We start from the raw sequence: 21,606 nt of genomic DNA on the forward strand, positions 1-21,606 counted from the left end.
CCATGAGCACCTCGTTCACCCACCGCAACCTCCCGCGCCTGCTGCTGCAGGCCCGCGAAGCCGTCATGGCCCACAACCGCCCCCGCCTGCGCGAGCATGGCCTGTCGGACCAGCAGTGGCGCGTGCTGCGCGTGCTGGGCGAACACGGCACGGTCGAGACCGGCCGGGTGGCGCGCGAGGCCTTCATCCTCGGGCCCAGCCTCACCGGCGTGCTCGCGCGCATGGAGCGCGACGGGCTGATCCGCCGCGAACGCGATCCCGCCGACCAGCGCCGCACCGTCGTGGAAGCCACCACCAAGGGCCGCAAGCTCGTGGACAGGCTGTCGAACGCGGTCGAGGCGCACTACCAATGGATGGAGAACACCCTGGGCAAGCAGAAGCTCGGGCAGCTGTACCAGCTGCTCGATGAACTCATCGAACTCGAACAACCCGGCGGCGACGCCTGCCGGGTGACCAAGCCCGGGCGTTCCGCCCGGCGACCGGAAGCCACCGCATGAGCTACCTCCCCCAAGGCACCGTGTACGGCACGCTGCTGAATTTCCGCAGCGAGCACGAAGCGCTGTCGGCGCAGATGCACGAGGCGCCCTACAAGGCCCCGCCCAAGGCGCCCATCCTGTACGTCAAGACCGCCAACACCTTCAGTCCGCATGGCGTCGACATCCCGGTCCCGCAGCGCGTGCCCGAGGTCGAGATCGGCGCCACCGTGGGCCTGGTGATGAAGTCGGCCACCGAAGTGGCGGGCTGCGTGCTGATGAACGACCTGTCGATCCCGCATGCCAGCTTCTTCAGGCCGCCGGTGAAGTTCAAGTGCCTGGACGGGTTCCTGGGCATCGGCGCGGAGGTGCGCGCGGCCGACCCGGCTGCGCTGCAGATCGAGGTGTTCGTCAACGGCGAGCTGCGCCAGGCCGTGCGCTTCGACGCCCTGGTGCGCGACCCGCAGCGGCTGCTGGCCGACGTCGCCGAGTTCATGACGCTGGGCGAAGGCGACGTGCTGCTGCTCGGCTGCGATGCCCCGCGCCCGCACGCCCGCGCCGGCGACCGCATCGAGCTGCGCTCGTCCGCGCTCGGCACCCTGTCCAACACCCTCGTGCCGGAGGCCGCATGAAGCACGCCCGCGTGGTCCACGAAGGCCGGACCCAGCGCGCCATCGAGCGCGACGGCCAGCTGCTCCTGTCCGACGGCCGGCTGGTCGCCTTCGACGCCGTCACCTGGCTGCCGCCGGTCGAGCCCACGGCGCAGCCGCGCACCATCCTCGCGCTGGGCCTGAACTACGCCGACCACGCCAAGGAGCTGGCGTTCAAGGCGCCGGAGGAGCCGCTGGTCTTCCTGAAGGGCGAGCGCGCCCTCAACGGCCACCGCCAGTTCACCCGCCGTCCGCCGGACGTGCAGTTCATGCACTACGAGTGCGAGCTGACCGTCGTGATCGGCAAGACCGCCCGCCGCGTGCGCCGCGACGACGCCTACGACTTCGTCGCCGGCTACACCGTGGCCAACGACTACGCGATCCGCGACTACCTGGAGAACTGGTACCGGCCCAACCTGCGGGTGAAGAACCGCGACGGCACCACGCCGCTGGGCCCTTTCCTGGTGGACCGCGGCGACGTGCCGAACCCGATGGACCTGGCGCTGAGCACCACGGTGAACGGCAAGGTCACGCAGTCCGGCCACACGAAGGACATGATCTTCGACGTGCCCTTCCTCATCGAATACTTCTCCAGCTTCATGACCCTCCAGCCCGGCGACCTGATCCTGACCGGCACGCCCGACGGCGTGGTGGACTGCCGCCCGGGCGACGTGGTCGTCACCGAGATCGAGCGCCTGGGCGCGCTCGTCAACACACTGCAGTAGGACCCGAATGAAGATCGACCACCTGATCGACGGCAAGCATGTCGCTGGCCGCGACTACTTCGAGACCGTCAACCCGGCCACCCAGGAAGTGCTGGCCGAAGTCGCCAGCGGCGGCGAAGCGGAGGTCAACGCCGCCGTCGCCGCCGCCAAGGCCGCCTTCCCCGCCTGGGCCGCGATGCCGGCGCCGCAGCGCGCCAAGCTCATTCGCAAACTGGGCGACCTGATCGCCGCGCACGTCCCCGAGATCTCGCGCACCGAGACCAACGACACCGGCCAGGTGATCTCGCAGACCGGCAAGCAGCTGGTGCCGCGCGCGGCCGACAACTTCTATTACTTCGCCGAGATGTGCGTGCGGGTGGACGGCCACACCTATCCCACCGAGACGCACCTTAACTACACGCTGTTCCACCCGGTGGGCGTCTGCGCGCTCGTGTCGCCGTGGAACGTGCCGTTTATGACCGCGACCTGGAAGGTGGCGCCCTGCCTGGCCTTCGGCAACACCGCGGTGCTGAAGATGAGCGAGCTGTCGCCGATGACGGCCGCCCGCCTGGGCGAGCTGGCGATCGAAGCCGGCATCCCGCCCGGCGTGCTGAACGTCGTGCACGGCTACGGCAAGGAGGCCGGCGAGCCGCTGGTGCGGCACCCGGACGTGCGCGCCATCTCCTTCACCGGCTCCACCGCCACGGGCAACCGCATCGTCAAGGAAGCGGGCCTGAAGAAGTTCAGCATGGAGCTGGGCGGCAAGTCGCCCTTCGTCATCTTCGAGGACGCCGACATGGCCCGCGCGCTGGACGCCGCCGTGTTCATGATCTTCTCCAACAACGGCGAGCGCTGCACCGCGGGCAGCCGCATCCTGGTGCAGAAGTCGATCTACGCCGACTTCGCCAAGAAGTTCGTCGAGCGCGCCAGGCGCATCGCCGTCGGCGACCCGCTGGACGACAAGACCATCATCGGGCCCATGATCTCCCAGGCCCACCTGGCCAAGGTGCGCAGCTACATCGAGCTGGGCCCCAGGGAAGGCGCCACGCTGCTGTGCGGCGGCCTGGATGCGCCGCTGCTGCCCGACCGGGTGAAGAAGGGCAACTACGTGATGCCCACCGTGTTCGCCGACGTGGACAACCGCATGAAGATCGCCCAGGACGAGATCTTCGGCCCGGTGGCCTGCCTGATCCCGTTCGAGGACGAGGCCGACGCGATCCGCATCGCCAACGACATCCAGTACGGGCTTTCCAGCTACGTGTGGACCGAGAACATCGGCCGCGCCCACCGCGTGGCCGCGCAGGTCGAGGCCGGCATGTGCTTCGTCAACAGCCAGAACGTGCGCGACCTGCGCCAGCCCTTCGGCGGCACCAAGGCCTCGGGCACCGGCCGCGAAGGCGGCACCTGGAGCTACGAAGTGTTCCTGGAGCCCAAGAACATCGCGGTGTCAATGGGCTCGCACCACATCCCGCACTGGGGGGTCTGACCATGGGCAAGCTCGCGCTGGCCGCCAAGATCACGCACGTTCCGTCGATGTACCTGTCGGAGTTCCCGGGCCCGAACTTCGGTTGCCGCGACGCCGCCATCAACGGCCACAAGGAGATCGACCGCCGCTGCCGCGAGCTGGGCGTGGACACCATCGTGGTGTTCGATGTGCACTGGCAGGTCAACAGCGAGTACCACATCAACTGCGGGCCCAAGTTCGAAGGCGTCTACACCAGCAACGAGCTGCCGCACTTCATCAAGAACATGCCGTTCGCCTACCCCGGCAATCCGAAGCTGGGGCACCTGATCGCCGACACCGCCAACGCCATGGGCGTGAAGAGCCGGGCGCATTCGGACACCACGCTGGAGCTGGAATACGGCACGCTGGTGCCCATGCGCTACATGAACGCCGACCAGCACTACAAGGTGATCAGCGTCAGCGGCTGGTGCGACTGGCACGACCTCCACGAGTCGGGCCGCTTCGGCCTGGCCGTGCGGCGCGCCATCGAGGAGCAGTACGACGGCACGGTGGCGGTGTTCGCCAGCGGCTCGCTGTCGCACCACTTCGCCGACAACGGCCGCGCCCCCGAGTTCATGCACAAGGTGTACGACCCGTTCCTGGAGCAGGTCGACCGGCGCGTGGTCGACCTGTGGAAGGCCGGCGACTGGAAGACTTTCCTGGGCATGCTACCCATGTACGCCGACAAGTGCTGGGGCGAAGGCGACATGCACGACACGGCCATGCTGCTGGGCCTGCTGGGCTGGGACCGCTACGAGGCGCCGGTGGAGATCGTCACGCCCTACTTCGGCAGCTCCGGCACGGGGCAGATCAACGCCATCTTCCCGGTCACGCCCCTGCCCGCCTGACGCCATGCCGCACCTGGTCATCCTCTACACGCCGAACATCGAGCCCGAGACCGACATGGACGCGCTTTGCCGCACGCTGGCCGATGGCATGCTGACGGTCAAGGACGAAGCCGGAAAGCAGGTCTTCCCCACCGGCGGCACGCGCGTGCTCGCCTACCCGGCGGCGCACTATGCCGTGGCCGACGGCCAGGGCGACTACGCCTTCATCTACATGAACCTGCGCATGGGCGCCGGCCGCAGCGACGCGGTGAAGAAGCTGGCCGGGGACACGGTGCTGGAGCGGGCCCGCACGCACCTGGCCCCGCTGTTCGAGAAACGCCTGATCGGACTCACGGTCCAGGTGGACGAAAGCCCCGGGCAGGTGTACGACGGCAAGCACAGTACGCTGCACCCTTATTTCAACAAATGAACGCCAAGCCCCGTCATGCCCGCGAAGGCGGGCATGACGAGAAGAGAAAGACCATGCTTGAACAGGACCTGATCCAGCGCCTCGCCGCCGAACTGCACGACAGCGAGAAGAAACGCGTGCAGGTGGAACACTTCTCCAAGCGCTTCCCGGGCATGACCATCGAGGACGGCTATTCGGTCTCTCGCGCCTGGATGAAGCTCAAGCTGGCCGAAGGCCGCCAGGTGCGCGGCCACAAGATCGGGCTGACGTCGCGCGCCATGCAGCAGTCCAGCCAGATCGACGAGCCCGACTACGGCACGCTGCTGGACGACATGTTCTTCGAGCCCGGCGACATCCCCACGCAGCACTTCATCGCGCCGCGCGTGGAGGTGGAGCTGGCCTTCGTGCTCAAGCGCAAGCTGGAAGGCGATCGCATCTCGGTCGACGACGTGCTGGACGCCACCGACTACGTCACGCCGGCCATCGAGATCATCGATTCGCGCATCGAGCAGTTCGACCGCCACACCAAGGTGATGCGCAAGGTGCAGGACACCATCAGCGACAACGCGGCCAATGCCGGCATCGTGGTCGCCGGCCACCGCGTGAAGCCGCGCGAGGTCGACCTGCCCTGGTGCGGCGCCATCCTGCGCCAGAACGGCGTGGTCGAGGAGACGGGGCTGGCCGCCGGCGTGCAGGGCCATCCCGCCATCGGCGTGGCCTGGCTGGCGATGAAGCTCGCGCCCTGGGGCGAGAGCCTGCAGGCCGGCGAGGTGGTGCTGGCCGGCTCCTTCACCCGCCCGGTGGCGGCGAAGAAGGGCGACCGCTTCGATGCCGACTACGGCCCGCTCGGCCGCTTCGAGTTCCAGTTCACCTGACAAGACGAAAAGGAAGGTCCGCCATGCAGACGCCCGTCAATCCTTTCAAGAAGGCGCTCGCCGAGCGCCGCCCGCAGATCGGCCTGTGGCAGGGGCTGGCCAGCGCGTACTCGGCGGAGATCTGCGCCGGCGCCGGCTTCGACTGGCTGCTGATCGACGGCGAGCACGCGCCCAACGACCTGAACAGCGTGCTGCAGCAGGCGCAGGCGATCGCCGCCTATCCCGGCACGCATGCCGTCGCGCGCATCCCCCTGGGCCATGGCCACGTGGGCCAGATGCTGATCAAGCAGTACCTGGACCTGGGCATCCAGACGCTGCTGGTGCCGCTGGTGGACACGCCCGAGCAGGCCCGCGAGATCGTGCGCTGCATGCGCTACCCGCCGCAGGGCGTGCGCGGCATGGGCGGCGCGCGGGCCTCGCGCTGGGGGCGCTACCCGAACTACCCGACGGAAGCCAACGGGCAGGTGTGCCTGCTGGTGCAGGCGGAGACGCAGCAGGCCATGGACAACCTGGACGCGATCGCCGCGGTCGAGGGCGTGGACGGCGTGTTCATCGGCCCGGCGGACCTGTCGGCCTCGATGGGGCATGTGGGCAACGCGGCGCACCCCGAGGTGCAGGCCGCGATCGAGGACGGCATCGCCCGCATCAACCGCGCCGGCAAGGCCGCGGGCATCCTGACCCCGGCCGAACCGCAGGCGCGCCGCTACCTGGAGCTGGGCGCGCTGTTCGTCGCGGTCGGCCTGGACAACAACCTGCTGGCCAAGGCCAGCGCCGCGCTGGCTGCGAAATTCAAGGGCACGACCGCCCCCGCCGCCCAGGGCGGCAATCCCTACTGACCCCGGGAGGTTTTCGTGAACGCCATGCTCCAACCCGCCTCGACGGCGATGCATCCGGACGAATGGCAGGCCCGCGTGCAGCTGGCCGCCTGCTACCGCGTCTTCGACCTGCTCGGCTGGACCGAGATGATCTACAACCACATCACGGTGCGGCTGCCCGACAGCGTGACGGGTGGTGAAAAGCAGTTCCTGATCAACCCCTTCGGCCTGCACTACAGCGAGGTGACCGCGGGCAACCTGCTCAAGATCGACGTGCAGGGCCGCAAGCTGGACGACAACCCCTGGCCGGTGAACCCGGCGGGCTTCACCGTGCATTCGGCGATCCACGAAGGCCTGCCGGAGGCGCACTGCGTGATGCACACCCACACCACGGCCGGCCTGGCGGTGGCCTGCACCGCCGCCGGCCTGGCGCAGAACAACTTCTACTCGGCCCAGCTGCACGGCCTGGTGGCGTACCACGACTTCGAGGGCATCACCATCCACGCGGACGAGGCCCCTCGCCTGCTGAAGAACATCGGGGACAAGCCCGCCGTGATCCTGCGCAACCACGGCCTGCTGTCCTGGGGCCGCACGCTGCCGCTGGCTTTCGTGCGGCTGTGGACGCTGCAGCGCGCCTGCGAGGTGCAGGTGGCGCAGGCCGCGCTCGGCCCGGCGCTCCCGGTGCCCGAGGAGGTCGCGGCGCGGACGGTGGCCGACTCGTTCCAGTGGGACCAGAAGTTCGGCGCCGGCCAGGACGTGTTCGATGCGCTGGTGCGGCGCGTCGACCGCATCGATCCCTCCTACAAGCACTGACACGGCATGAAGGTCTGCATCTACGGCGCCGGCGCGATCGGCGGATGGATCGGTGTGAAGCTCGCGCAGGCGGGCTGCGAACTGAGCGTGGTGGCCCGCGGCGCCACGCTGGAGGCCATCCAGCAGCACGGCCTGCGGCTGGAGGAGAACGGCCAGGCCACGTCGGTGGCCGCTCGCGCCAGCGCCAGCCCGGCGGAACTGGGTGAGCAGGACCTGGTGGTCGTGGCCGTGAAGGCGCCGGCCATGGCCGACGTCGCGCTGGCCATCGGCCCGCTGCTGGGCCCCCGCACCGTGGTGCTCACCGCCATGAACGGCGTGCCCTGGTGGTTCTTCGAGGGCTTCGGCGGCCGCCTGGCCGGCACGCGGCTCAAGGCGGTGGACCCGGAAGGCGTGATCGCCGGCGCCATCCCGCCGCGGCACATCGTCGGCTGCGTGGTCCACGCCAGCTGCTCGCTCAAGTCGCCGGGCTTCGTGCAGCGCCACTTCGGCAACAAGCTGATCCTGGGCGAGCCCTCCGGCGAGAAGAGCGCGCGGGTGCGGGACCTGGCGGCGCTGCTGGAGAAGGGCGGCCACGAGGTGGTGGTTTCCGAGCAGATCCAGAAGGACGCCTGGTACAAGCTGTGGGGCAACATGACGGTCAACCCGGTGAGCGCCTTCACGGGCGCCACCACCGACCTCATCCTGCGCGACGAGCTGGTGCTCGGCTTCATCTCCAGCGTGATGCTGGAGGCCCGCGAGATCGGCGCCCGCATCGGCATCCCCATCGACCAGCTGCCCGAGGACCGGCACCAGGTCACGCGCAAGCTGGGCGCGTTCAAGACCTCGATGCTGCAGGACGTGGAAGCCGGCAAGCCGGTGGAGATCGATGCGCTGGTGACGGTGGTTCGCGAGCTGGGCCAGCTCACCGGCGTGCCCACCCCGTACACCGATGTGCTGCTGGGCCTGTCCCGGCTGCACGCGCGTGTCCACGGCCTGTATTGACGAAGCGCGCAAACGGCTCCAGAATGGAACCAGGTTCCGTTCTGGAGCAGATATGACCACCCTTTCGATCAAGGACGTGCCGGAGCACTGGGCCGAAGCCCTGCGCCAGCGCGCCGCACGCCACCACCGGTCGCTGCAAGGCGAGCTGATGGCGCTCGTGGAGCAGGCCGTCACAGGCCCGGCCGCCCCCTCGGCTGGCCTGGCCGTGCAGGAAGGCGGCGTCGCCGAGGACCAAGCCCACGGCCGCCCCCGGATCGTGGGCTATGACAAGCGCGGCTGGCCCATCGTGCGCCAGGGCTGGAAGGCGCCGGAGCAGGTGGTGGCTGAACTGCGCGGCAAGTACCCGCAGCCCGTGCACGACCAGCCGCTCGGGGCCGACATCGTCCGGCAGGACAGGGACAGCCGTTGAGCGCGCCGCGGCTGCACGTCGCCGAGCCGCCGGCGCAGTACCTGGTCCGCCCGCCGCTGGTGGTGGACTGCAGCGTGATCGCCGGCAGCGTGTTCAGCGAGCCCTGGCAGGCGACGGCCGATGCCCAGATCGCCGGCCGCGAGCTGCATGCGCCCTCGCTGCTGCCGTACGAGATCACCAGCGTCGCGGTCAAGAAGCTGCGCCACGGCCTGGGCGAACTCGCGGCCGACGGGCTGCGCCATGCGTCCGAGATGAGCATCGAGCTGCACCGCATCGAGGAAGCCGCGGTCGCGGCCCTGGCGGAGCAGTACCGCCTCTCGGCCTACGACGCCGCCTACCTCTGGCTCGCCGCCGACCTGCGCTGCCCCCTGGCCACCTTCGACGAGAAGCTGGCCGACGCGGCCCGGGCCCATTTCGCCAGCCTGTGATCCGCCGCCCGGCCCACCGCCCATGACCGCGCCCGCCCGCGCCCTCAGCGGCGCGGCCTTCGCCACCCTGCTGCTCATCGCCCTGATGATGGGCGCCAACCACGTGGCGGCGCGCATCGCCTTCAACCATGGCGCCGACGTCGCCACGGCGGTGGTGTTCCGCAGCACCGTCACGGCGCTGGTGATCGTGGCCCTCCTCGCGGCCCAGGGCGTGCGCGTGCGGTTCAGTGCGCGGCACAAGCGCTTCCTGCCGGTCATCGGCCTCCTGATCGGCGTGCAGAGCCTGTGCCTCTATTCCGCGGTGGCGCGCCTGCCGGTGGCGCTGGCGCTGCTGGCCTTCAACACCTACCCGATCTGGACAGCGATCTGGTCGGCGCTCGTCTACCGGCACAAGCCCGAGAAGGCGATGCTGCTGGCCATGCCGGTGATCCTGTTCGGCCTGGCGCTGGCGCTGGACGTGCTGGGCGCCACCTCCGGCCTGGGTGCCGCCGGGCAATGGAGCCGCATCGGCGCCGGCGTGGCCTTCGCGCTGGCGGCGGCCGGCACCTTCGGCCTGGCGCTGGTGCTCACCCAGCACGAGGCCGGCGACGTCGACGGCCGGGTGCGCACCGCCACCACCATGGGCATGGCCGCGCTGGTGGCCCTGGCCACCGTGAGCGTGCAGGGCGGCTTCCACCTGCCAGATGCCGCCGCGGGCTGGGGTGGGCTGGCGGCGCTCACCTTCCTCTACGGCACCGCTTTCACCATCATGTTCACGGTGCTGCCCCGGCTGGGCGTGGTGGGCAACTCCGCGATCATGAACGTGGAGCCGGTGTTCGCCCTGGTGCTGGGGTGGGGGGTCCTGGGCCAGTCGATCGCGCCGGTGCAGGTGGCGGGCGCGCTCGTCGTCGTGGGCGCCGTGATGGTGCTGGGGATGCGCAAACGCTGACCCCGCCCCGTCGTCATTCCCGCGGAGGCGGGAACCCAGGGCTTGCGCCTTCGGCTCCCGCTTGGGAAGCACTCCATCCCCGCCTCCGCGGGGATGACGGGATCAACGCGATGCCGGGCTTGCTAGTCCACCGCCTTCTGCACCCGCGGCGCCACCGCGCACATCAGCTCATAGCCGAGCGTCCCGCCCGCCCGCGCCACCTCGTCGATCGGCAGCACCGCGCCGTTCTCCGCGCGCCCCCACAGCGTGACCGCGCTGCCGATTCGGGCCTGCGGCAGCGACGTCAGGTCGACGGTGAGCATGTCCATGCTCACGCGCCCCACCATGCGGGTGCGGACGCCGTCGACCAGCACCGGCGTTCCGCTCGTGCAATGGCGCGGGTAGCCGTCGGCATACCCGCAGGCCACCACGCCGATGCGCAGCGGCGCGTCGGCCACGAAGGTGGAGCCGTAGCCGACCGTGTGGCCCGGCTGCAGCTGCTGCACGCCGATCAGGCGGCTCGCCAGTGTCATCGTGGGCTGCAGGTCCCAGTGGCCGATGTCGTGCTCGGGAAAGTCGGGCGCGCTGCCGTACACCGCGATGCCGGCGCGCACCCAGTCACCGCGCACGCCGGCGTCCTGCGCGTGGCGAAGGGTGGCCGCGCTGTTGGCCAGCGAGCGCTCGCCCGGCAGGTCGCGCGTGGCCTCGGCGAAGTCGCGCACCTGGTGCGCGATGCCGCGCTCCCCGTCGGCGTCGCTGAAATGCGTCATCAGCGAAATTTCGTCGACCTGCGGCAGCGCGTTCAGCCGCGTCCAGGCTGCGCGGAAGGCAGCGGGCGCGAAGCCGAGCCGGTTCATGCCCGAGTTCATCTTCAGGAAGACACGGTGCGGCACCTGCGTCTTGTGCGCGGCCAGCCAGTCGATCTGCTCGGTGCAGTGCACCACGTGCCACAAGCCCAGCCGCGAGCAAAGTTCCAGGTCTCGCGGCTCGAACACGCCTTCGAGCAGCAGGATGGGCCCACGCCAGCCCAGGGCGCGCACCCGCTCGGCTTCCTGCAGGTCCAGCAGCGCGAACCCGTCGGCGCCGCGCAGGCCTTCGTAGGCGCGTTCGATGCCGTGCCCGTAGGCGTCGGCCTTGACCACGGCCCACGCCCGGGCATCGGGGGCGGCGCGGCGGATGCGCGCCAGGTTGAGTCGAAGGGCTTCGGTGTGGACGGTGGCCTGGATGGGACGGGGCATTCCGGCTGGGCTCGGCTGAGGGGTCCGAAGATTTTGTCATTACTGCGCGTGATATAACCCGCGACGCTTGGAGACAGCTGTTAACCCACACGCAGCACGCCCGCCGATGACAACACCAAAGCCGGCCCGATGAAGCGCGGCTTCTACACCATCATGGCGGCGCAGTTCTTCTCGTCGCTGGCGGACAACGCCTTGTTCGTGGCGGCCGTGGAGCTGCTGCGGACCTCGGGCGCCGCCGAATGGCAGCGCGCGGCCCTGGTGCCGATGTTCGCCCTGTTCTATGTGATCCTGGCGCCCTTCGTGGGGGCCTTCGCGGACGCCCGGCCGAAGGGCAACGTGATGTTCATCAGCAACGCGATCAAGGTCGTGGGCTGCCTGATGATGCTGTTCGGCAGCCATCCGCTGCTGGCCTACGCCATCGTCGGCCTGGGCGCGGCGGCCTACTCGCCGGCCAAGTACGGCATCCTCACCGAGCTCCTGCCGGCCTCCCAGCTGGTCAAGGCCAACGGCTGGATCGAGGGCCTGACCATCGCTTCCATCATCCTGGGCATCCTGCTGGGCGGCCAGCTGGTGGGCCAGGCGATCGCCAGCCGGATGCTGGCGCTGGACTTCCCGCTCATGGACACCGGCATCGACACGGCGCCCGAGGCGGCGATCTTCCTGCTGATCTTCATCTACGCGATCGCCGCCTGGTTCAACACGCGCATCCCGTTCACCGGCGTGGAGATGCGTCCGCTGCCCAAGAACCTGCTGGAGCTGGTGCCCGACTTCTGGTCCTGCAACTCGCGCCTGTGGCGCGACAAGCTGGGGCAGATCTCGCTGGCCACCACCACGCTGTTCTGGGGCGTGTCGGGCAACCTGCGCTACATCATCCTGGCCTGGAGCGCCGCGGCCCTGGGCTACAGCACCACCCAGGCTTCGTCCCTCAGCGGCGTGGTGGCCCTGGGCACGGCGGTCGGCGCGATCGTCGCGTCGATGCGCATGCGGCTGGACATGGCCACCAGCGTGATGCCGCTGGGCATCGCGATGGGCCTGCTGGTGATCCTGATGAATTTCATCAGCAACGTCTGGGTGGCCGCGCCCTTCCTGATCCTGCTGGGCGGGCTGGGCGGCTTCCTGGTGGTGCCGATGAACGCGCTGCTGCAGCACCGCGGCCACAACCTGATGGGCGCCGGCCGCTCCATCGCCGTGCAGAACTTCAACGAGCAAAGCTGCATCCTGGGCCTGGGCGCCTTCTACAGCCTGTCGGCCGGCCTGGGCCTGTCGGCGTTCGGCGCCATCACGGCGTTCGGCATCGTCGTGGCCGGGGCCATGTGGCTGATCCAGCGCTGGCACGCCTACAACACCGTCCACCACCGCGAGGAACTCGACCACCTGCTGCACATCGCGCGGCAGGACAAGTCGCATGGATAAGAAGCTGTGAACGGATTCCTCGCGCCCGCGCGAGCCGTCACGTATCTTTGCTTCCGCCACGCTCCTGGCCGGGCTCGCCCTGCGGGCTGGGGCGTTCCAAGGTGCATGCGGGCGTTGCGGGCTGTGGTCCAGGCAATCAGCCTGGACCACAGCCCGCGCCTACGCCTGCACCTCGGACCACCCCATCGCGGCCACGATGAATCCGTCCACAGCTTCTGAAGGCCGCACGCTCCCCGCGCTGGCCCTGGTCTTCAACGCCTTCGTCTGGGGCGTCTCCTGGTGGCCGTTCCGCGAGCTGCAGGCGCACGGCCTGCATCCGCTCTGGGCCACGGCGGGCATCTACTTTTTCTCGCTGGCCGCGCTGCTCGCGTGGCGGCCGCAGGCGTGGCGCGGGTTCGCCGGGCAGCCGCAGCTGGTGCTGCTGATGCTGGCCGCGGGCCTCACCAACGTGGGCTTCAACTGGGCGGTGACGGTGGGCGACGTGGTGCGGGTCGTGCTGCTGTTCTACCTGATGCCGGCGTGGAGCACGCTCCTGGCCTGGCCGCTGCTGGGCGAGCGGCCGACCGCGGCGTCGCTCCTTCGGCTGGCCGTGGCGATGGTGGGCGTGGCGGTGATCCTGAAGACGCCCGAGGCGTCCTGGCCGCTGCCCGAGGGCCTGGCCGACGGGCTGGCGCTGCTGGGCGGCTTCAGCTTCGCGCTCACCAACATCCTGCTGCGCCGGCTGCAAAAGGCGCCCGCCGCCACCCGCATCGGCGCTATGTTCAGCGGCGGCGCGCTGGCGGCCCTCGCCGCGGCGCTGGCCGGCATGGCCCAGGGCGCGGTCGCTGCTCCGAGCGCCCTGCCCGCCGGCGCCCTGCTGCTCGGGCTGCTGCTCAGCCTGGGCTTCCTGGCGGGCAATGCGGCGCTGCAGTTCGGCGCCACCCGGCTGCCGGCCCAGACCACCGCGCTGGTGATGCTGTCGGAGGTGCTGTTCGCCAGCGCCACGTCGGTGGTGGCCGGCGCGGCCGAGCTGTCGCCGCGCGTGTGGACCGGCGGCGCGCTGGTGGTCCTGGCGGCCGCGTGGTCGGCCTGGGCGGCGCCGCGCGATGCCGCGCCGGACGCCGCACAATCGGCCCCATGACCACCGTCTACGACTTCGAGGCCACCGGCATCGATGGCCAGCCCGTGCCACTGGACCGGTTCAAGGGCCAGGTGCTGCTGATCGTCAACACGGCCAGCGCGTGCGGCTTCACACCGCAGTTCGCCGGGCTGCAGGAGCTGCACCAGCGCTACGGCTCGCGCGGCCTCGCGGTGCTGGGGTTCCCGTGCAACCAGTTCGGCTCGCAGGACCCGGGCAGCAACGACGAGATCGCGACGTTCTGCCAGCGCAACTACGGCGTGGACTTCCCGATGATGTCCAAGATCGACGTCAACGGACCGCAGGCCGACCCACTGTACCGCTGGCTCACGACCGAGAAGCCGGGCCTTCTGGGCAGCACGGGGATCAAGTGGAACTTCACCAAGTTCCTGGTGGGCAAGGACGGCCGCGTGGTCAAGCGCTACGCGCCGCAGGAAGCGCCGGCGGCGCTGGCCAAGGACATCGAAGCGGCCCTCGCGGCGTAAGGCCGGCGAACGCTCCACCCGCACGCGCCGTGCGGGGCGCGGAGGTGGGCGGCTCGCTCAGTGCGTCTGCTGCGCTGCCTGCGCGGCCCTCATCGGTGCCGTGAACATCTGCTGGAAGGCGTCGGCCATCGGCCCCGCCGCCGTCATCGCCGCGCCCATCATGCTGGCCGCCGGCGAGCTGCCCGCCGCACCCTCCTGCTGCCCCTGGGTGGGTCGCAGCATCTCGCCGCCGGTCTTGGCGAGCGCAGCCACCAGTTCCTGGCCGTAGCGCATGGCCTCCTGGAACTCGTACATCACCAGCGTCGACTGGATCGACGCCACTTCCATCGGGCTGCCCGCCTTGCGGATGTTGTCCGCCGCCTGGCTGTGGAGCAGCGCCGAGCGTTGTCCCATCTGCAGCTGCGCCTGGTGCACCGCTTCGCCTGCGCGAAACAGGATGCTCAGGGCCTCCACGCCGGCAGCCAGCTGCTGCCGCTGGATCTCGGCCACCGTGCTGGCCGCCGCGCCGAGGCTGGCCACCGCTGCGCCCGCATCCGCACCATCGCCCGATGCACCTTGCCCGGGTCTTTTCGTCTGAGTCGCCATTTGCGGCCTCCTTGGGTTGGGGAAGGGGCAGCCTAGGCCCCTTCTCGCCCTGGGCAAGCTGGGCAATGAACTGTTTCTTGCGCGACTGCGTGGTCTCAATCGGTACGAAGCGATTCGTCCAGCACCTCCACCCAATGCCGCACCGGCAACGCGGTGCCGCTTTGCAAATGAGTGATGCAGCCGATGTTGGCGGAGAGCACCGCCGCCGGCTGCAGCGCACCCAGGTGATCGAGCTTGCGGTCCCGCAACTGCGTGGCGATCTCCGGTTGCAGCACCGAATAGGTGCCCGCGGAGCCGCAGCACAGGTGCGACTCGTTCAGCGCCACCTGAACGTCGAACCCGAGGCGGCGCAGATTCGTCTCGACCCCGCCGCGCAATTGCTGCCCGTGCTGCAGCGTGCAGGGCGGGTGGTAGGCCAGCACGCCGGCGGGCGCCTTCACGCGCGCCTGCAGGGCGGGCACGAGTTCGGGCAGCAGCTCGCTCAGGTCGCGCGTCAGCTCGCTGATGCGCGCGGCCTTCTGCGCGTACCGCGGGTCGTGCTTCAGGTGGTGGCCGTACTCGCGCACCGTGACGCCGCAGCCGGAAGCGTTCATCACCAGCGCCTCGACCTCGTTGCGTTCCACGTGGGGCCACCACGCGTCGATGTTGCGGCGCATCTGGGCGAGCCCGCCCTCCTGGTCGTTCAGGTGGAACTTCACCGCGCCGCAGCAACCGGCCCGAGGCGACACCAAGGACTGAATGCCGGCCGCATCGAGCACGCGCGCGGTGGCGGCGTTGATGTTGGGCGCCATCGACGGCTGCACGCAGCCTTCCAGCAGCAGCACCTTGCGCGCGTGGGTCCGCGTGGGCCATTCACCGCCGGGTCGCGATGCCGGCACCTTGGCCTTGAGCGCGCCGGGCAGCAGCCCGCGCACCGCCTGCCCCAGCTTCATCGCGGGGCCGAAGGCCGGCGAGGTCAGGCCTTCCTTCAACGCCCACCGCAGCGCCTTCGATCCGGCGCCGCGCGGCACCTTCCCCTCGACGATCCGCCGGCCGATGTCGACCAGGTGGCCGTACTGCACTCCGCTCGGGCAGGTGCTCTCGCAGTTGCGGCAGGTGAGGCACCGGTCCAGGTGCAACTGCGTCTTTTCGGTCGGCTGCTCGCCTTCGAGCACCTGCTTGATCAGGTAGATGCGGCCGCGCGGGCCGTCCAGCTCGTCGCCCAGCAACTGGTAGGTCGGGCAGGTGGCGGTGCAGAAGCCGCAGTGCACGCACTTGCGCAGGATGGCTTCGGCCTCGGCGCCCTCGGGCGTGCCGGCGAACTCGGGGGACAGGTGGGTCTGCACGTCAGAGGTCGGGGTAGAGGCGGCCGCGGTTGAAGATGCCGGCCGGGTCGAACTCGCGTTTGAGTTCGCGGTGGATGCGGTCCAGTGGCGGCGCGAGCGGATGGAAGCGCGGCGTGCGGGTGCCGGCCGCATTCGCCCGGAACAGCGTGGCATGGCCGCCGGCGCGCTCGGCCACCCGGCGCAGCCGGTCGGCCCCTCCGAGTTCGGCCGACACCCAGCGCTGGCCGCCGTGCCACTCCACCAGCGGGGGCTCGGGCAGGTCCAGGACCGGCGCGGTCTGCGGCACCGAGAGACGCCAGAGATCGCGGCCGGCCCGCTCAGCGAACCAGGACAGCCGATGGTCCCGGCATGCATCCCAATCCGCCTGCGCCACCCCGTCGTCGATGCGCTCGCCGCCGAGCGCATGGCACGCCGCATCGACCGCCGCGACCGCGCCGCGCAGCCGCAGGGTCAGCGCGGGGCCCGAAGCCTCCTCGGCCCATCGGCTCGCGTTGAGCGGCAGCGGCTGCCCGCCCCAGGCATGCAGGCGCTTGAGCGCCTCGGCCTGCGGAAGCTCGAAGCGCAGCGTGGCCTCGGCCGGCGCGCGCGGCAGCACCTTGAGGCTGACCTCCACGATCAAGCCCAGCGTGCCCAGCGCGCCGGCCATCAGGCGCGACACGTCGTAGCCGGCCACGTTCTTCATCACCTGGCCGCCGAAAGTGAGCAGCTCGCCGCGGCCGTTGACCATCGACAGCCCCAGCACGTAGTCGCGCACCGAGCCCACGCTGGCGCGCGCCGGACCCGAGAGGCCCGCGGCCACCATGCCGCCGACGGTGGCGGCGCCGCCGAACCTCGGCGGCTCGAACGGCAGGCACTGGCCTTCGCGCGCCAGCGTCGCCTCGAGTTCGGCCAACGGGGTGCCCGCGCCGACAGTGACGACCAGCTCGCTGGGCTCGTAGCTGCGGATGCCGTTCAGGCCCGCGGTCTCCAGCACCTCGCCCGTTGCCGGCTCGCCGTAGAAATCCTTGCTGCCACCGCCCCGCACGCGCAGCGGCGTGCCGCGCGCGCTGGCCGCACGGATGCGTTCGATGCAGTCGGTGAGCGCCCCATCCATGCCTGCGATGGTAAGCGCCGCCCTTGTCCGACGGCGTTGATCTTTCCGGTGCTAGTCGATGAAGAAATTGACGGGCAGGCCGGGCACGTCGACGCGCGTGGCCACCACGTGGCCGGACTGCGGCCAGCGGTCGCGCTCGGTCGCGGGCCGGTCGCCGGCGCTGGTGACGAACAGCGTGCGCAGGTCGTCGCCACCGAAGCACGGCATGGTGGGGCACGGCATCGGCGTGGCGATCTCGTCGACGATCTCGCCGGCCGGCGACAGGCGGACGATGCGGCCGCCCTCGAACATCGCGCACCAGTAGTGGCCTTGCGCGTCGACCGTGGCGCCATCGGGCCGACCCCCGTAGCCGGGATCGCCCACGTTCCAGCCCGACGGCTTGGAAGGGAACTGGTGGAACACGCGCTCGTTCGACAGGCGGTTGTTCGCCGCGTCCCAGTCCCATGCCCGCACGAGGTGGCGCGGCGTGTCGGTCCAGTAGACCGTGTCCCCGGCGGGAGACCAGGCCAGGCCGTTGGCGGTGGTCACGCCGTCGGCCATTCGCTGCGCGCGCGGCGCGCCGGCGCGGCAATCCAGGCTGTAGAGCTCCCCGGCGGCCCGCGTCTTGGGTTCGAACACGGTGCCGGCCCAGAAGCGCCCCTGCGGGTCGGCCTTGCCGTCGTTGAAGCGGGTGTTGGTGGCGTCGTAGTCGAAGCGATGCAGCAGCGAGAGCTCGCCGCCCCACCCGTGCGCGCGGTACATGCCGTCGCGCAACGCGATCACCCAGCCGCCGCGGCGGGCCGGCGCGAAGCAACCCGGCTCCTGCGGCATGGCCCAGCTCTCGGCCGCGCCGCTGTCCGGGTCGGCCCGGCGCAGGCGGCGGCCGGGGATGTCGACCCAGTAGAGCCTGCGCTCACCGGGATGCCAGAAGGGCGACTCGCCCAGCCGGTCGGGCTGCGCGACGACGCTGCGCCAGGGGGTCGGTTGCGTGGCTGGGGACACGGCGCGATTGTGCGCGGGCGCCCCACGCCCGGGGGCTAGCCGTTACCATCCCTGCGAGCTTCCAACACATGACCTCATCCGTATCGTCCGCACAGAACAGCCTCATGCTGGTCGAGTCGGCGCGCTATGCCCTGCTGCGCCGCCTCGCTTTTTCCATCCGCCACCAGATGGTGGCCCACCTGCAGCCCATCGGCATGGTGACCGAGCTGCTGGAGCGCCGCCTGCGCATGCCCACGCCCGACATGGCCCAGGTGAACGACAGCGTGGCCAAGATCAACGGCCTGTCCAAGGCCGCCGCGCAGGACTCGCTGGACGTCATCACCTGGATGGCGCCCGAACCCGGGGCGACCGCGCCGCTCGACACGGTGGTCAAGGACACCGTGTCCCTGCTGCGCGGCAACTTCAGCTTCCGCGGCTTCTCGCTCAAGAGCGAGGGACCGGACCTTTCCCAGCCCGTGGGCCGCGCCGCGGCGCGCATGCTGCTGCCGGCCGCGCTGCTGGCGCTGACCGACCCGCGCGAAGGGCCGGCCGAAGTGGTCATTTCCGCGCGGCCCGGCGAGGACGTCGTGGTCGTCGAACTCGAAGTGCGCCGTGGCGAGGGCGAAGGCGGCTTCGAGAACCAGCTGTCGTACCGCGCCATCCAGTGGAACGAAGTCCAGGCCCTGGCCGGCGCCGAGGACGTCGAGGTCTCGCACACCGAAGACCGCGCGACCCTGACCTTCAACGTCCTGGAGTGAAGCTCCCCGGATGAAAAAAAGGGCCCGCCGAAGCGGGCCCAACATCCAAAGGAGAACTTGCTTTTCTCTCAAGCGCCCCGCCCTCGGCGGGACGCACCTGCCTCTCAGCGGTTGTACGCCGTCTCGCCGTGCGACGAGATGTCCAAGCCCTCGCGCTCTTCCTCTTCGGACACGCGCAGGCCGATCACCAGGTCGACGATCTTGTAGGCGATGAAGGCGACCACGGCGGACCAGACCACGGTGGTGAGCACGCCCTGGAACTGGATCCACACCTGGCCGGCGATGGAGTAGTCGGGGTTGACCTTGTTGGCCACGTAGTCGTACACGCCCGAGCCGCCCAGCGAGGGCGAGGCGAACACGCCGGTCAGCAGAGCGCCCAGGATGCCGCCCACGCCGTGCACGCCGAACACGTCCAGCGAGTCGTCGGCGCCCAGCAGGCGCTTGAGGCCGTTGACGCCCCACAGGCACAGCAGGCCGGCCAGCAGGCCGATCACGATGGAGCCCATCGGGCCGACGAAGCCGGCGGCCGGGGTGATGGCCACCAGGCCGGCGACGGCGCCGGACGCGGCGCCCAGCATCGAGGCCTTGCCCTTGGACAGCGCCTCGCCGGCGATCCAGGACAGGGTGGCGGCCGCGGTGGCGAACAGCGTGTTGACGAAGGCCAGGGAGGCGACACCGGTGGCTTCCAGGTTGGAGCCGGCGTTGAAGCCGAACCAGCCCACCCACAGCAGGGACGCACCCACCATGGTCAGCGTGAGGCTGTGCGGGGTCAGCGATTCCTTGCCGTAGCCGATGCGCTTGCCCAGCACGTAGGCGCCCACCAGGCCCGCCACGCCGGCGTTGATGTGCACCACGGTGCCGCCCGCGAAGTCGAGCGCGCCCTTGGCCCACAGCCAGCCGGCATTGGCCGTCACGGTCTCCAGCGTCTTGGCGTCGGTGATCGCATCCGGGCCGTCCCAGTACCAGACCATGTGCGCGATCGGCAGGTAGCTGAACGTGAACCAGAGGACCACGAAGAACAGCACCGCCGAGAACTTGATGCGCTCGGCGAACGAACCGACGATCAGCGCGCAGGTGATGGCCGCGAAGGTCGCCTGGAAGGCCACGAAGCTCAGCTCGGGGATGACCACGCCCTTGCTGAAGGTCGCGGCCACCGAGTCCGGCGTGATCCCGGCCAGGAACAGCTTGCTGAAGCCGCCCATGAACGCGCTGCCGCCCGTGAACGCGACGCTGTAGCCGTAGACGGCCCACAGCACGAAGATCAGGCAGCTGACGACGAACACCTGCATCAGCACCGACAGCATGTTCTTGCTGCGCACCAGGCCGCCGTAGAACAGCGCCAGGCCGGGCAGGATCATCAGCAGCACGAGGACCGTGCTGAACGTCAGGAACGCGGTGTCACCCTTGTTGGGCACGGGGGCCGCGGCAGCGGGGGCGGCCGCCCCCGGAGCAGCCGCGGCGGCGGCCGGGGCCGCCGTCGATGCCGCCGCCGGCGCCGCAGCGGCCGGTTCGCTGGCCGCTGCCGCGGGCGCGGTCGCGGCAGGAGCGGCCGGTGCCTGCGCCATCACGGCGGCGGACCCGGCCAGCAGACCCAGGCCCAGGGCCAGGGATGCGAGAAGCTTTCTCATGGTGGTCGTCTCTTTTCTGGGGATGGGGGACTACAGGGCGTCCTTGCCGGTCTCGCCGGTGCGGATGCGCACGACCTGCTCGAGGTCGTAGACGAAGATCTTTCCGTCGCCGATCTTCCCGGTGCGGGCAGCGCCCTCCACCGCTTCGATGACCCGGTCGACCAGGTCCTCGGACACGGCGGCTTCGATCTTCACCTTGGGCAGGAAATCGACCACGTACTCGGCGCCGCGGTACAGCTCCGTGTGGCCCTTCTGCCGTCCGAAGCCCTTGACCTCGGTGACCGTGATGCCCTGCACGCCGATGGCCGAGAGCGACTCGCGCACCTCGTCCAGCTTGAAGGGTTTGATGATGGCGGTGACCAGTTTCATGCGTTCTCCTTTCGGCAGTGGCTGCCGGAAATCAGAAGGAGTACTTGACGCCCAGCACCACGCCGGAGCGACCGAGGTTCTTGCCGTTGGGCGCCAGGTAGACGCCGCTGCTGTCGGTGTCGACCAGCGCCGCGCTGGCGGCCAGGCCGTTGCCGAAGTCCTTGTTCAGCGTGACCGAGTAATCGGTGTAGTCGGCCGCGCTGGTGTTCTTGACCTTCTGGTAGCCGATGTGCGGCACCACCGACCAGCCGCTGCCCATGTCGAAGGTGGCCGACAGGTCGACGTAGTAGCTGTTCTTGCTGTCGGCGAAGCCGAACAGGTTGCTGAAGGAGTGCGAGTACTTCAGCGTGGCCGGGCCGAAGGTGCCGGCGATGTAGCCTTCCTGCGTGTTGGGGCTGGTGGCCAGGCTGTGGTCGGGGTAGTTGTAGGTCAGCACGCCCACGTCCAGGCCCAGCGGGCCGGCGCCGAACTTGTAGCCGCCGTACACGTCGATCTCGACGTCCGCGCTGCCGCCGGCGTCCTTGATCCACTTGATGGTGGACGCCCAGGTGCCCACGTAGAAGCCGCTCTTGTGCGCGAAGTCGGCGCCGCCCTGCAGGGCTGGCTTCAGCCGCGACTGGGAGATGCCGCGGTAGCGGTAGTCGGTCACTGCGCCGACGTTGAAGGACAGGGTGTAGTCGGGTTCGGCCGCCTTCTGGGCGAGCGCGGCGCCGGACAGCACCAGGGAGGACAGCAGCACGGTGGCCTTGAGTTTCAGCATTGGGGTTCTCTCTCCGTCTTGAAAAAGTTTGTGCCTGCCCCACAAGCACGAGCCGTGCCACTCATCACAAGCCGGGTTGC

Annotated in this window: 25 protein-coding genes; 17 read left to right on the forward strand and 8 right to left on the reverse strand. The window is 70.0% G+C overall.

The window, feature by feature from the left end; genetic code table 11:
• The first annotated feature begins 2 nt into the window (after positions 1-2).
• The 13 genes from hpaR to ASG30_RS06690 are packed head-to-tail and all read left to right on the forward strand — an operon-like array spanning position 3 to position 9,816.
• Entirely contained in the window at positions 3-497 is a 495-nt protein-coding gene (gene hpaR / locus ASG30_RS06630) for a homoprotocatechuate degradation operon regulator HpaR (RefSeq protein WP_055894222.1), read from the forward strand.
• Positions 494-1,105: a fumarylacetoacetate hydrolase family protein gene (locus ASG30_RS06635; protein ID WP_055894223.1), complete on the forward strand. Its 612-nt coding sequence runs from the start codon at positions 494-496 to the stop codon at positions 1,103-1,105. Before hpaR ends, ASG30_RS06635 begins: the two co-directional genes overlap by 4 nt.
• A complete protein-coding gene (locus tag ASG30_RS06640; RefSeq protein ID WP_055894225.1) occupies positions 1,102-1,848 on the forward strand; it encodes a fumarylacetoacetate hydrolase family protein in 747 nt (248 codons plus the stop codon). Before ASG30_RS06635 ends, ASG30_RS06640 begins: the two co-directional genes overlap by 4 nt.
• Positions 1,849-1,855: 7 nt before the next feature.
• Complete coding sequence (gene hpaE, locus ASG30_RS06645; RefSeq protein WP_055894227.1) at positions 1,856-3,313, forward strand: 5-carboxymethyl-2-hydroxymuconate semialdehyde dehydrogenase; 1,458 nt, start codon at positions 1,856-1,858, stop codon at positions 3,311-3,313.
• A gap of 2 nt (positions 3,314-3,315) precedes the next feature.
• Positions 3,316-4,179, forward strand: coding sequence for a 3,4-dihydroxyphenylacetate 2,3-dioxygenase (hpaD, locus tag ASG30_RS06650; protein ID WP_055894229.1), 864 nt, complete (start codon positions 3,316-3,318; stop codon positions 4,177-4,179).
• 4 nt (positions 4,180-4,183) lie between these two features.
• Positions 4,184-4,588 (forward strand): 5-carboxymethyl-2-hydroxymuconate Delta-isomerase, encoded by a 405-nt coding sequence (locus ASG30_RS06655; protein ID WP_055894230.1) that lies wholly within the window; start codon positions 4,184-4,186, stop codon positions 4,586-4,588.
• Positions 4,589-4,641: 53 nt separating this feature from the next.
• Positions 4,642-5,442, forward strand: coding sequence for a 2-oxo-hept-4-ene-1,7-dioate hydratase (hpaH, locus tag ASG30_RS06660; RefSeq protein ID WP_055894232.1), 801 nt, complete (start codon positions 4,642-4,644; stop codon positions 5,440-5,442).
• A gap of 23 nt (positions 5,443-5,465) precedes the next feature.
• The gene (locus ASG30_RS06665) at positions 5,466-6,278 is read left to right on the forward strand and encodes an aldolase/citrate lyase family protein (RefSeq protein WP_055894234.1); all 813 of its coding nucleotides are present in this window, start codon (positions 5,466-5,468) and stop codon (positions 6,276-6,278) included.
• 24 nt (positions 6,279-6,302) lie between these two features.
• Positions 6,303-7,070 carry a class II aldolase/adducin family protein gene (locus ASG30_RS06670; RefSeq protein ID WP_055894235.1) on the forward strand — a complete coding sequence of 256 codons (768 nt, stop codon included), beginning with the start codon at positions 6,303-6,305 and terminating at the stop codon, positions 7,068-7,070.
• 6 nt (positions 7,071-7,076) lie between these two features.
• A complete protein-coding gene (locus ASG30_RS06675; RefSeq protein WP_055894236.1) occupies positions 7,077-8,051 on the forward strand; it encodes a 2-dehydropantoate 2-reductase in 975 nt (324 codons plus the stop codon).
• 52 nt (positions 8,052-8,103) lie between these two features.
• Positions 8,104-8,460 (forward strand): FitA-like ribbon-helix-helix domain-containing protein, encoded by a 357-nt coding sequence (locus tag ASG30_RS06680; protein WP_055894238.1) that lies wholly within the window; start codon positions 8,104-8,106, stop codon positions 8,458-8,460.
• The gene (locus tag ASG30_RS06685) at positions 8,457-8,888 is read left to right on the forward strand and encodes a type II toxin-antitoxin system VapC family toxin (RefSeq protein WP_055894239.1); all 432 of its coding nucleotides are present in this window, start codon (positions 8,457-8,459) and stop codon (positions 8,886-8,888) included. Before ASG30_RS06680 ends, ASG30_RS06685 begins: the two co-directional genes overlap by 4 nt.
• Before the next feature lie 22 nt (positions 8,889-8,910).
• The gene (locus ASG30_RS06690; RefSeq protein WP_055894241.1) at positions 8,911-9,816 is read left to right on the forward strand and encodes a DMT family transporter; all 906 of its coding nucleotides are present in this window, start codon (positions 8,911-8,913) and stop codon (positions 9,814-9,816) included.
• 122 nt (positions 9,817-9,938) lie between these two features.
• On the opposite strand, the gene alr is transcribed toward ASG30_RS06690, so the two are convergent.
• Complete coding sequence (gene alr, locus ASG30_RS06695; RefSeq protein WP_055894243.1) at positions 9,939-11,033, reverse strand: alanine racemase; 1,095 nt, start codon at positions 11,031-11,033, stop codon at positions 9,939-9,941.
• A 129-nt stretch (positions 11,034-11,162) separates the two neighbouring features.
• Between alr and lplT the strand changes: the two genes are divergently transcribed.
• From lplT to ASG30_RS06710, 3 genes are all read left to right on the forward strand, one after another.
• Positions 11,163-12,446 carry a lysophospholipid transporter LplT gene (gene lplT, locus ASG30_RS06700; RefSeq protein ID WP_055894245.1) on the forward strand — a complete coding sequence of 428 codons (1,284 nt, stop codon included), beginning with the start codon at positions 11,163-11,165 and terminating at the stop codon, positions 12,444-12,446.
• A gap of 196 nt (positions 12,447-12,642) precedes the next feature.
• Positions 12,643-13,566: a DMT family transporter gene (locus ASG30_RS06705; RefSeq protein ID WP_055894247.1), complete on the forward strand. Its 924-nt coding sequence runs from the start codon at positions 12,643-12,645 to the stop codon at positions 13,564-13,566.
• On the forward strand, positions 13,563-14,048 hold the full coding sequence (locus ASG30_RS06710; RefSeq protein WP_055894249.1) for a glutathione peroxidase: 486 nt from the start codon (positions 13,563-13,565) through the stop codon (positions 14,046-14,048). Before ASG30_RS06705 ends, ASG30_RS06710 begins: the two co-directional genes overlap by 4 nt.
• Positions 14,049-14,105: 57 nt before the next feature.
• On the opposite strand, the gene ASG30_RS23080 is transcribed toward ASG30_RS06710, so the two are convergent.
• From ASG30_RS23080 to ASG30_RS06730, 4 genes are all read right to left on the reverse strand, one after another.
• Complete coding sequence (locus tag ASG30_RS23080; protein WP_082521935.1) at positions 14,106-14,633, reverse strand: phasin family protein; 528 nt, start codon at positions 14,631-14,633, stop codon at positions 14,106-14,108.
• 95 nt (positions 14,634-14,728) lie between these two features.
• Complete coding sequence (gene glcF / locus ASG30_RS06720) at positions 14,729-15,958, reverse strand: glycolate oxidase subunit GlcF (protein WP_055894252.1); 1,230 nt, start codon at positions 15,956-15,958, stop codon at positions 14,729-14,731.
• Between the two features lies 1 nt (position 15,959).
• Entirely contained in the window at positions 15,960-17,051 is a 1,092-nt protein-coding gene (gene glcE, locus ASG30_RS06725; RefSeq protein ID WP_055894254.1) for a glycolate oxidase subunit GlcE, read from the reverse strand.
• A 51-nt stretch (positions 17,052-17,102) separates the two neighbouring features.
• The gene (locus ASG30_RS06730; protein ID WP_200947261.1) at positions 17,103-18,032 is read right to left on the reverse strand and encodes an SMP-30/gluconolactonase/LRE family protein; all 930 of its coding nucleotides are present in this window, start codon (positions 18,030-18,032) and stop codon (positions 17,103-17,105) included.
• Positions 18,033-18,100: 68 nt separating this feature from the next.
• On the opposite strand from ASG30_RS06730, the gene ASG30_RS06735 reads away from it, so the two are divergent.
• Entirely contained in the window at positions 18,101-18,769 is a 669-nt protein-coding gene (locus ASG30_RS06735; protein WP_156385447.1) for a hypothetical protein, read from the forward strand.
• Between the two features lie 104 nt (positions 18,770-18,873).
• On the opposite strand, the gene ASG30_RS06740 is transcribed toward ASG30_RS06735, so the two are convergent.
• Genes ASG30_RS06740 through ASG30_RS06750 form a run of 3 tightly spaced genes read right to left on the reverse strand, consistent with a single transcriptional unit; the run spans position 18,874 to position 21,526 of the window.
• Complete coding sequence (locus tag ASG30_RS06740; protein WP_055894257.1) at positions 18,874-20,397, reverse strand: ammonium transporter; 1,524 nt, start codon at positions 20,395-20,397, stop codon at positions 18,874-18,876.
• A 30-nt stretch (positions 20,398-20,427) separates the two neighbouring features.
• A complete protein-coding gene (glnK, locus tag ASG30_RS06745) occupies positions 20,428-20,766 on the reverse strand; it encodes a P-II family nitrogen regulator (RefSeq protein ID WP_055894259.1) in 339 nt (112 codons plus the stop codon).
• A 31-nt stretch (positions 20,767-20,797) separates the two neighbouring features.
• The gene (locus ASG30_RS06750) at positions 20,798-21,526 is read right to left on the reverse strand and encodes a TorF family putative porin (RefSeq protein WP_055894260.1); all 729 of its coding nucleotides are present in this window, start codon (positions 21,524-21,526) and stop codon (positions 20,798-20,800) included.
• Positions 21,527-21,606: the final 80 nt, after the last annotated feature.

The sequence above is a fragment of the Ramlibacter sp. Leaf400 genome, assembly GCF_001424545.1.
Lineage (GTDB): Bacteria > Pseudomonadota > Gammaproteobacteria > Burkholderiales > Burkholderiaceae_C > Ramlibacter.

Bases quoted from the DNA above. Each gene is read 5' to 3' on its own strand.
- hpaR (WP_055894222.1), top strand. From the start codon at position 3: ATGAGCACCTCGTTCACCCACCGCAACCTCCCGCGCCTGCTGCTGCAG.
- ASG30_RS06635 (WP_055894223.1), top strand. From the start codon at position 494: ATGAGCTACCTCCCCCAAGGCACCGTGTACGGCACGCTGCTGAATTTC.
- ASG30_RS06640 (WP_055894225.1), top strand. From the start codon at position 1,102: ATGAAGCACGCCCGCGTGGTCCACGAAGGCCGGACCCAGCGCGCCATC.
- hpaE (WP_055894227.1), top strand. From the start codon at position 1,856: ATGAAGATCGACCACCTGATCGACGGCAAGCATGTCGCTGGCCGCGAC.
- hpaD (WP_055894229.1), top strand. From the start codon at position 3,316: ATGGGCAAGCTCGCGCTGGCCGCCAAGATCACGCACGTTCCGTCGATG.
- ASG30_RS06655 (WP_055894230.1), top strand. From the start codon at position 4,184: ATGCCGCACCTGGTCATCCTCTACACGCCGAACATCGAGCCCGAGACC.
- hpaH (WP_055894232.1), top strand. From the start codon at position 4,642: ATGCTTGAACAGGACCTGATCCAGCGCCTCGCCGCCGAACTGCACGAC.
- ASG30_RS06665 (WP_055894234.1), top strand. From the start codon at position 5,466: ATGCAGACGCCCGTCAATCCTTTCAAGAAGGCGCTCGCCGAGCGCCGC.
- ASG30_RS06670 (WP_055894235.1), top strand. From the start codon at position 6,303: ATGCTCCAACCCGCCTCGACGGCGATGCATCCGGACGAATGGCAGGCC.
- ASG30_RS06675 (WP_055894236.1), top strand. From the start codon at position 7,077: ATGAAGGTCTGCATCTACGGCGCCGGCGCGATCGGCGGATGGATCGGT.
- ASG30_RS06680 (WP_055894238.1), top strand. From the start codon at position 8,104: ATGACCACCCTTTCGATCAAGGACGTGCCGGAGCACTGGGCCGAAGCC.
- ASG30_RS06690 (WP_055894241.1), top strand. From the start codon at position 8,911: ATGACCGCGCCCGCCCGCGCCCTCAGCGGCGCGGCCTTCGCCACCCTG.
- alr (WP_055894243.1), bottom strand. From the start codon at position 11,033: ATGCCCCGTCCCATCCAGGCCACCGTCCACACCGAAGCCCTTCGACTC.
- lplT (WP_055894245.1), top strand. From the start codon at position 11,163: ATGAAGCGCGGCTTCTACACCATCATGGCGGCGCAGTTCTTCTCGTCG.
- ASG30_RS06705 (WP_055894247.1), top strand. From the start codon at position 12,643: ATGAATCCGTCCACAGCTTCTGAAGGCCGCACGCTCCCCGCGCTGGCC.
- ASG30_RS06710 (WP_055894249.1), top strand. From the start codon at position 13,563: ATGACCACCGTCTACGACTTCGAGGCCACCGGCATCGATGGCCAGCCC.
- ASG30_RS23080 (WP_082521935.1), bottom strand. From the start codon at position 14,633: ATGGCGACTCAGACGAAAAGACCCGGGCAAGGTGCATCGGGCGATGGT.
- glcE (WP_055894254.1), bottom strand. From the start codon at position 17,051: ATGGATGGGGCGCTCACCGACTGCATCGAACGCATCCGTGCGGCCAGC.
- ASG30_RS06735 (WP_156385447.1), top strand. From the start codon at position 18,101: ATGACCTCATCCGTATCGTCCGCACAGAACAGCCTCATGCTGGTCGAG.
- ASG30_RS06740 (WP_055894257.1), bottom strand. From the start codon at position 20,397: ATGAGAAAGCTTCTCGCATCCCTGGCCCTGGGCCTGGGTCTGCTGGCC.
- glnK (WP_055894259.1), bottom strand. From the start codon at position 20,766: ATGAAACTGGTCACCGCCATCATCAAACCCTTCAAGCTGGACGAGGTG.
- ASG30_RS06750 (WP_055894260.1), bottom strand. From the start codon at position 21,526: ATGCTGAAACTCAAGGCCACCGTGCTGCTGTCCTCCCTGGTGCTGTCC.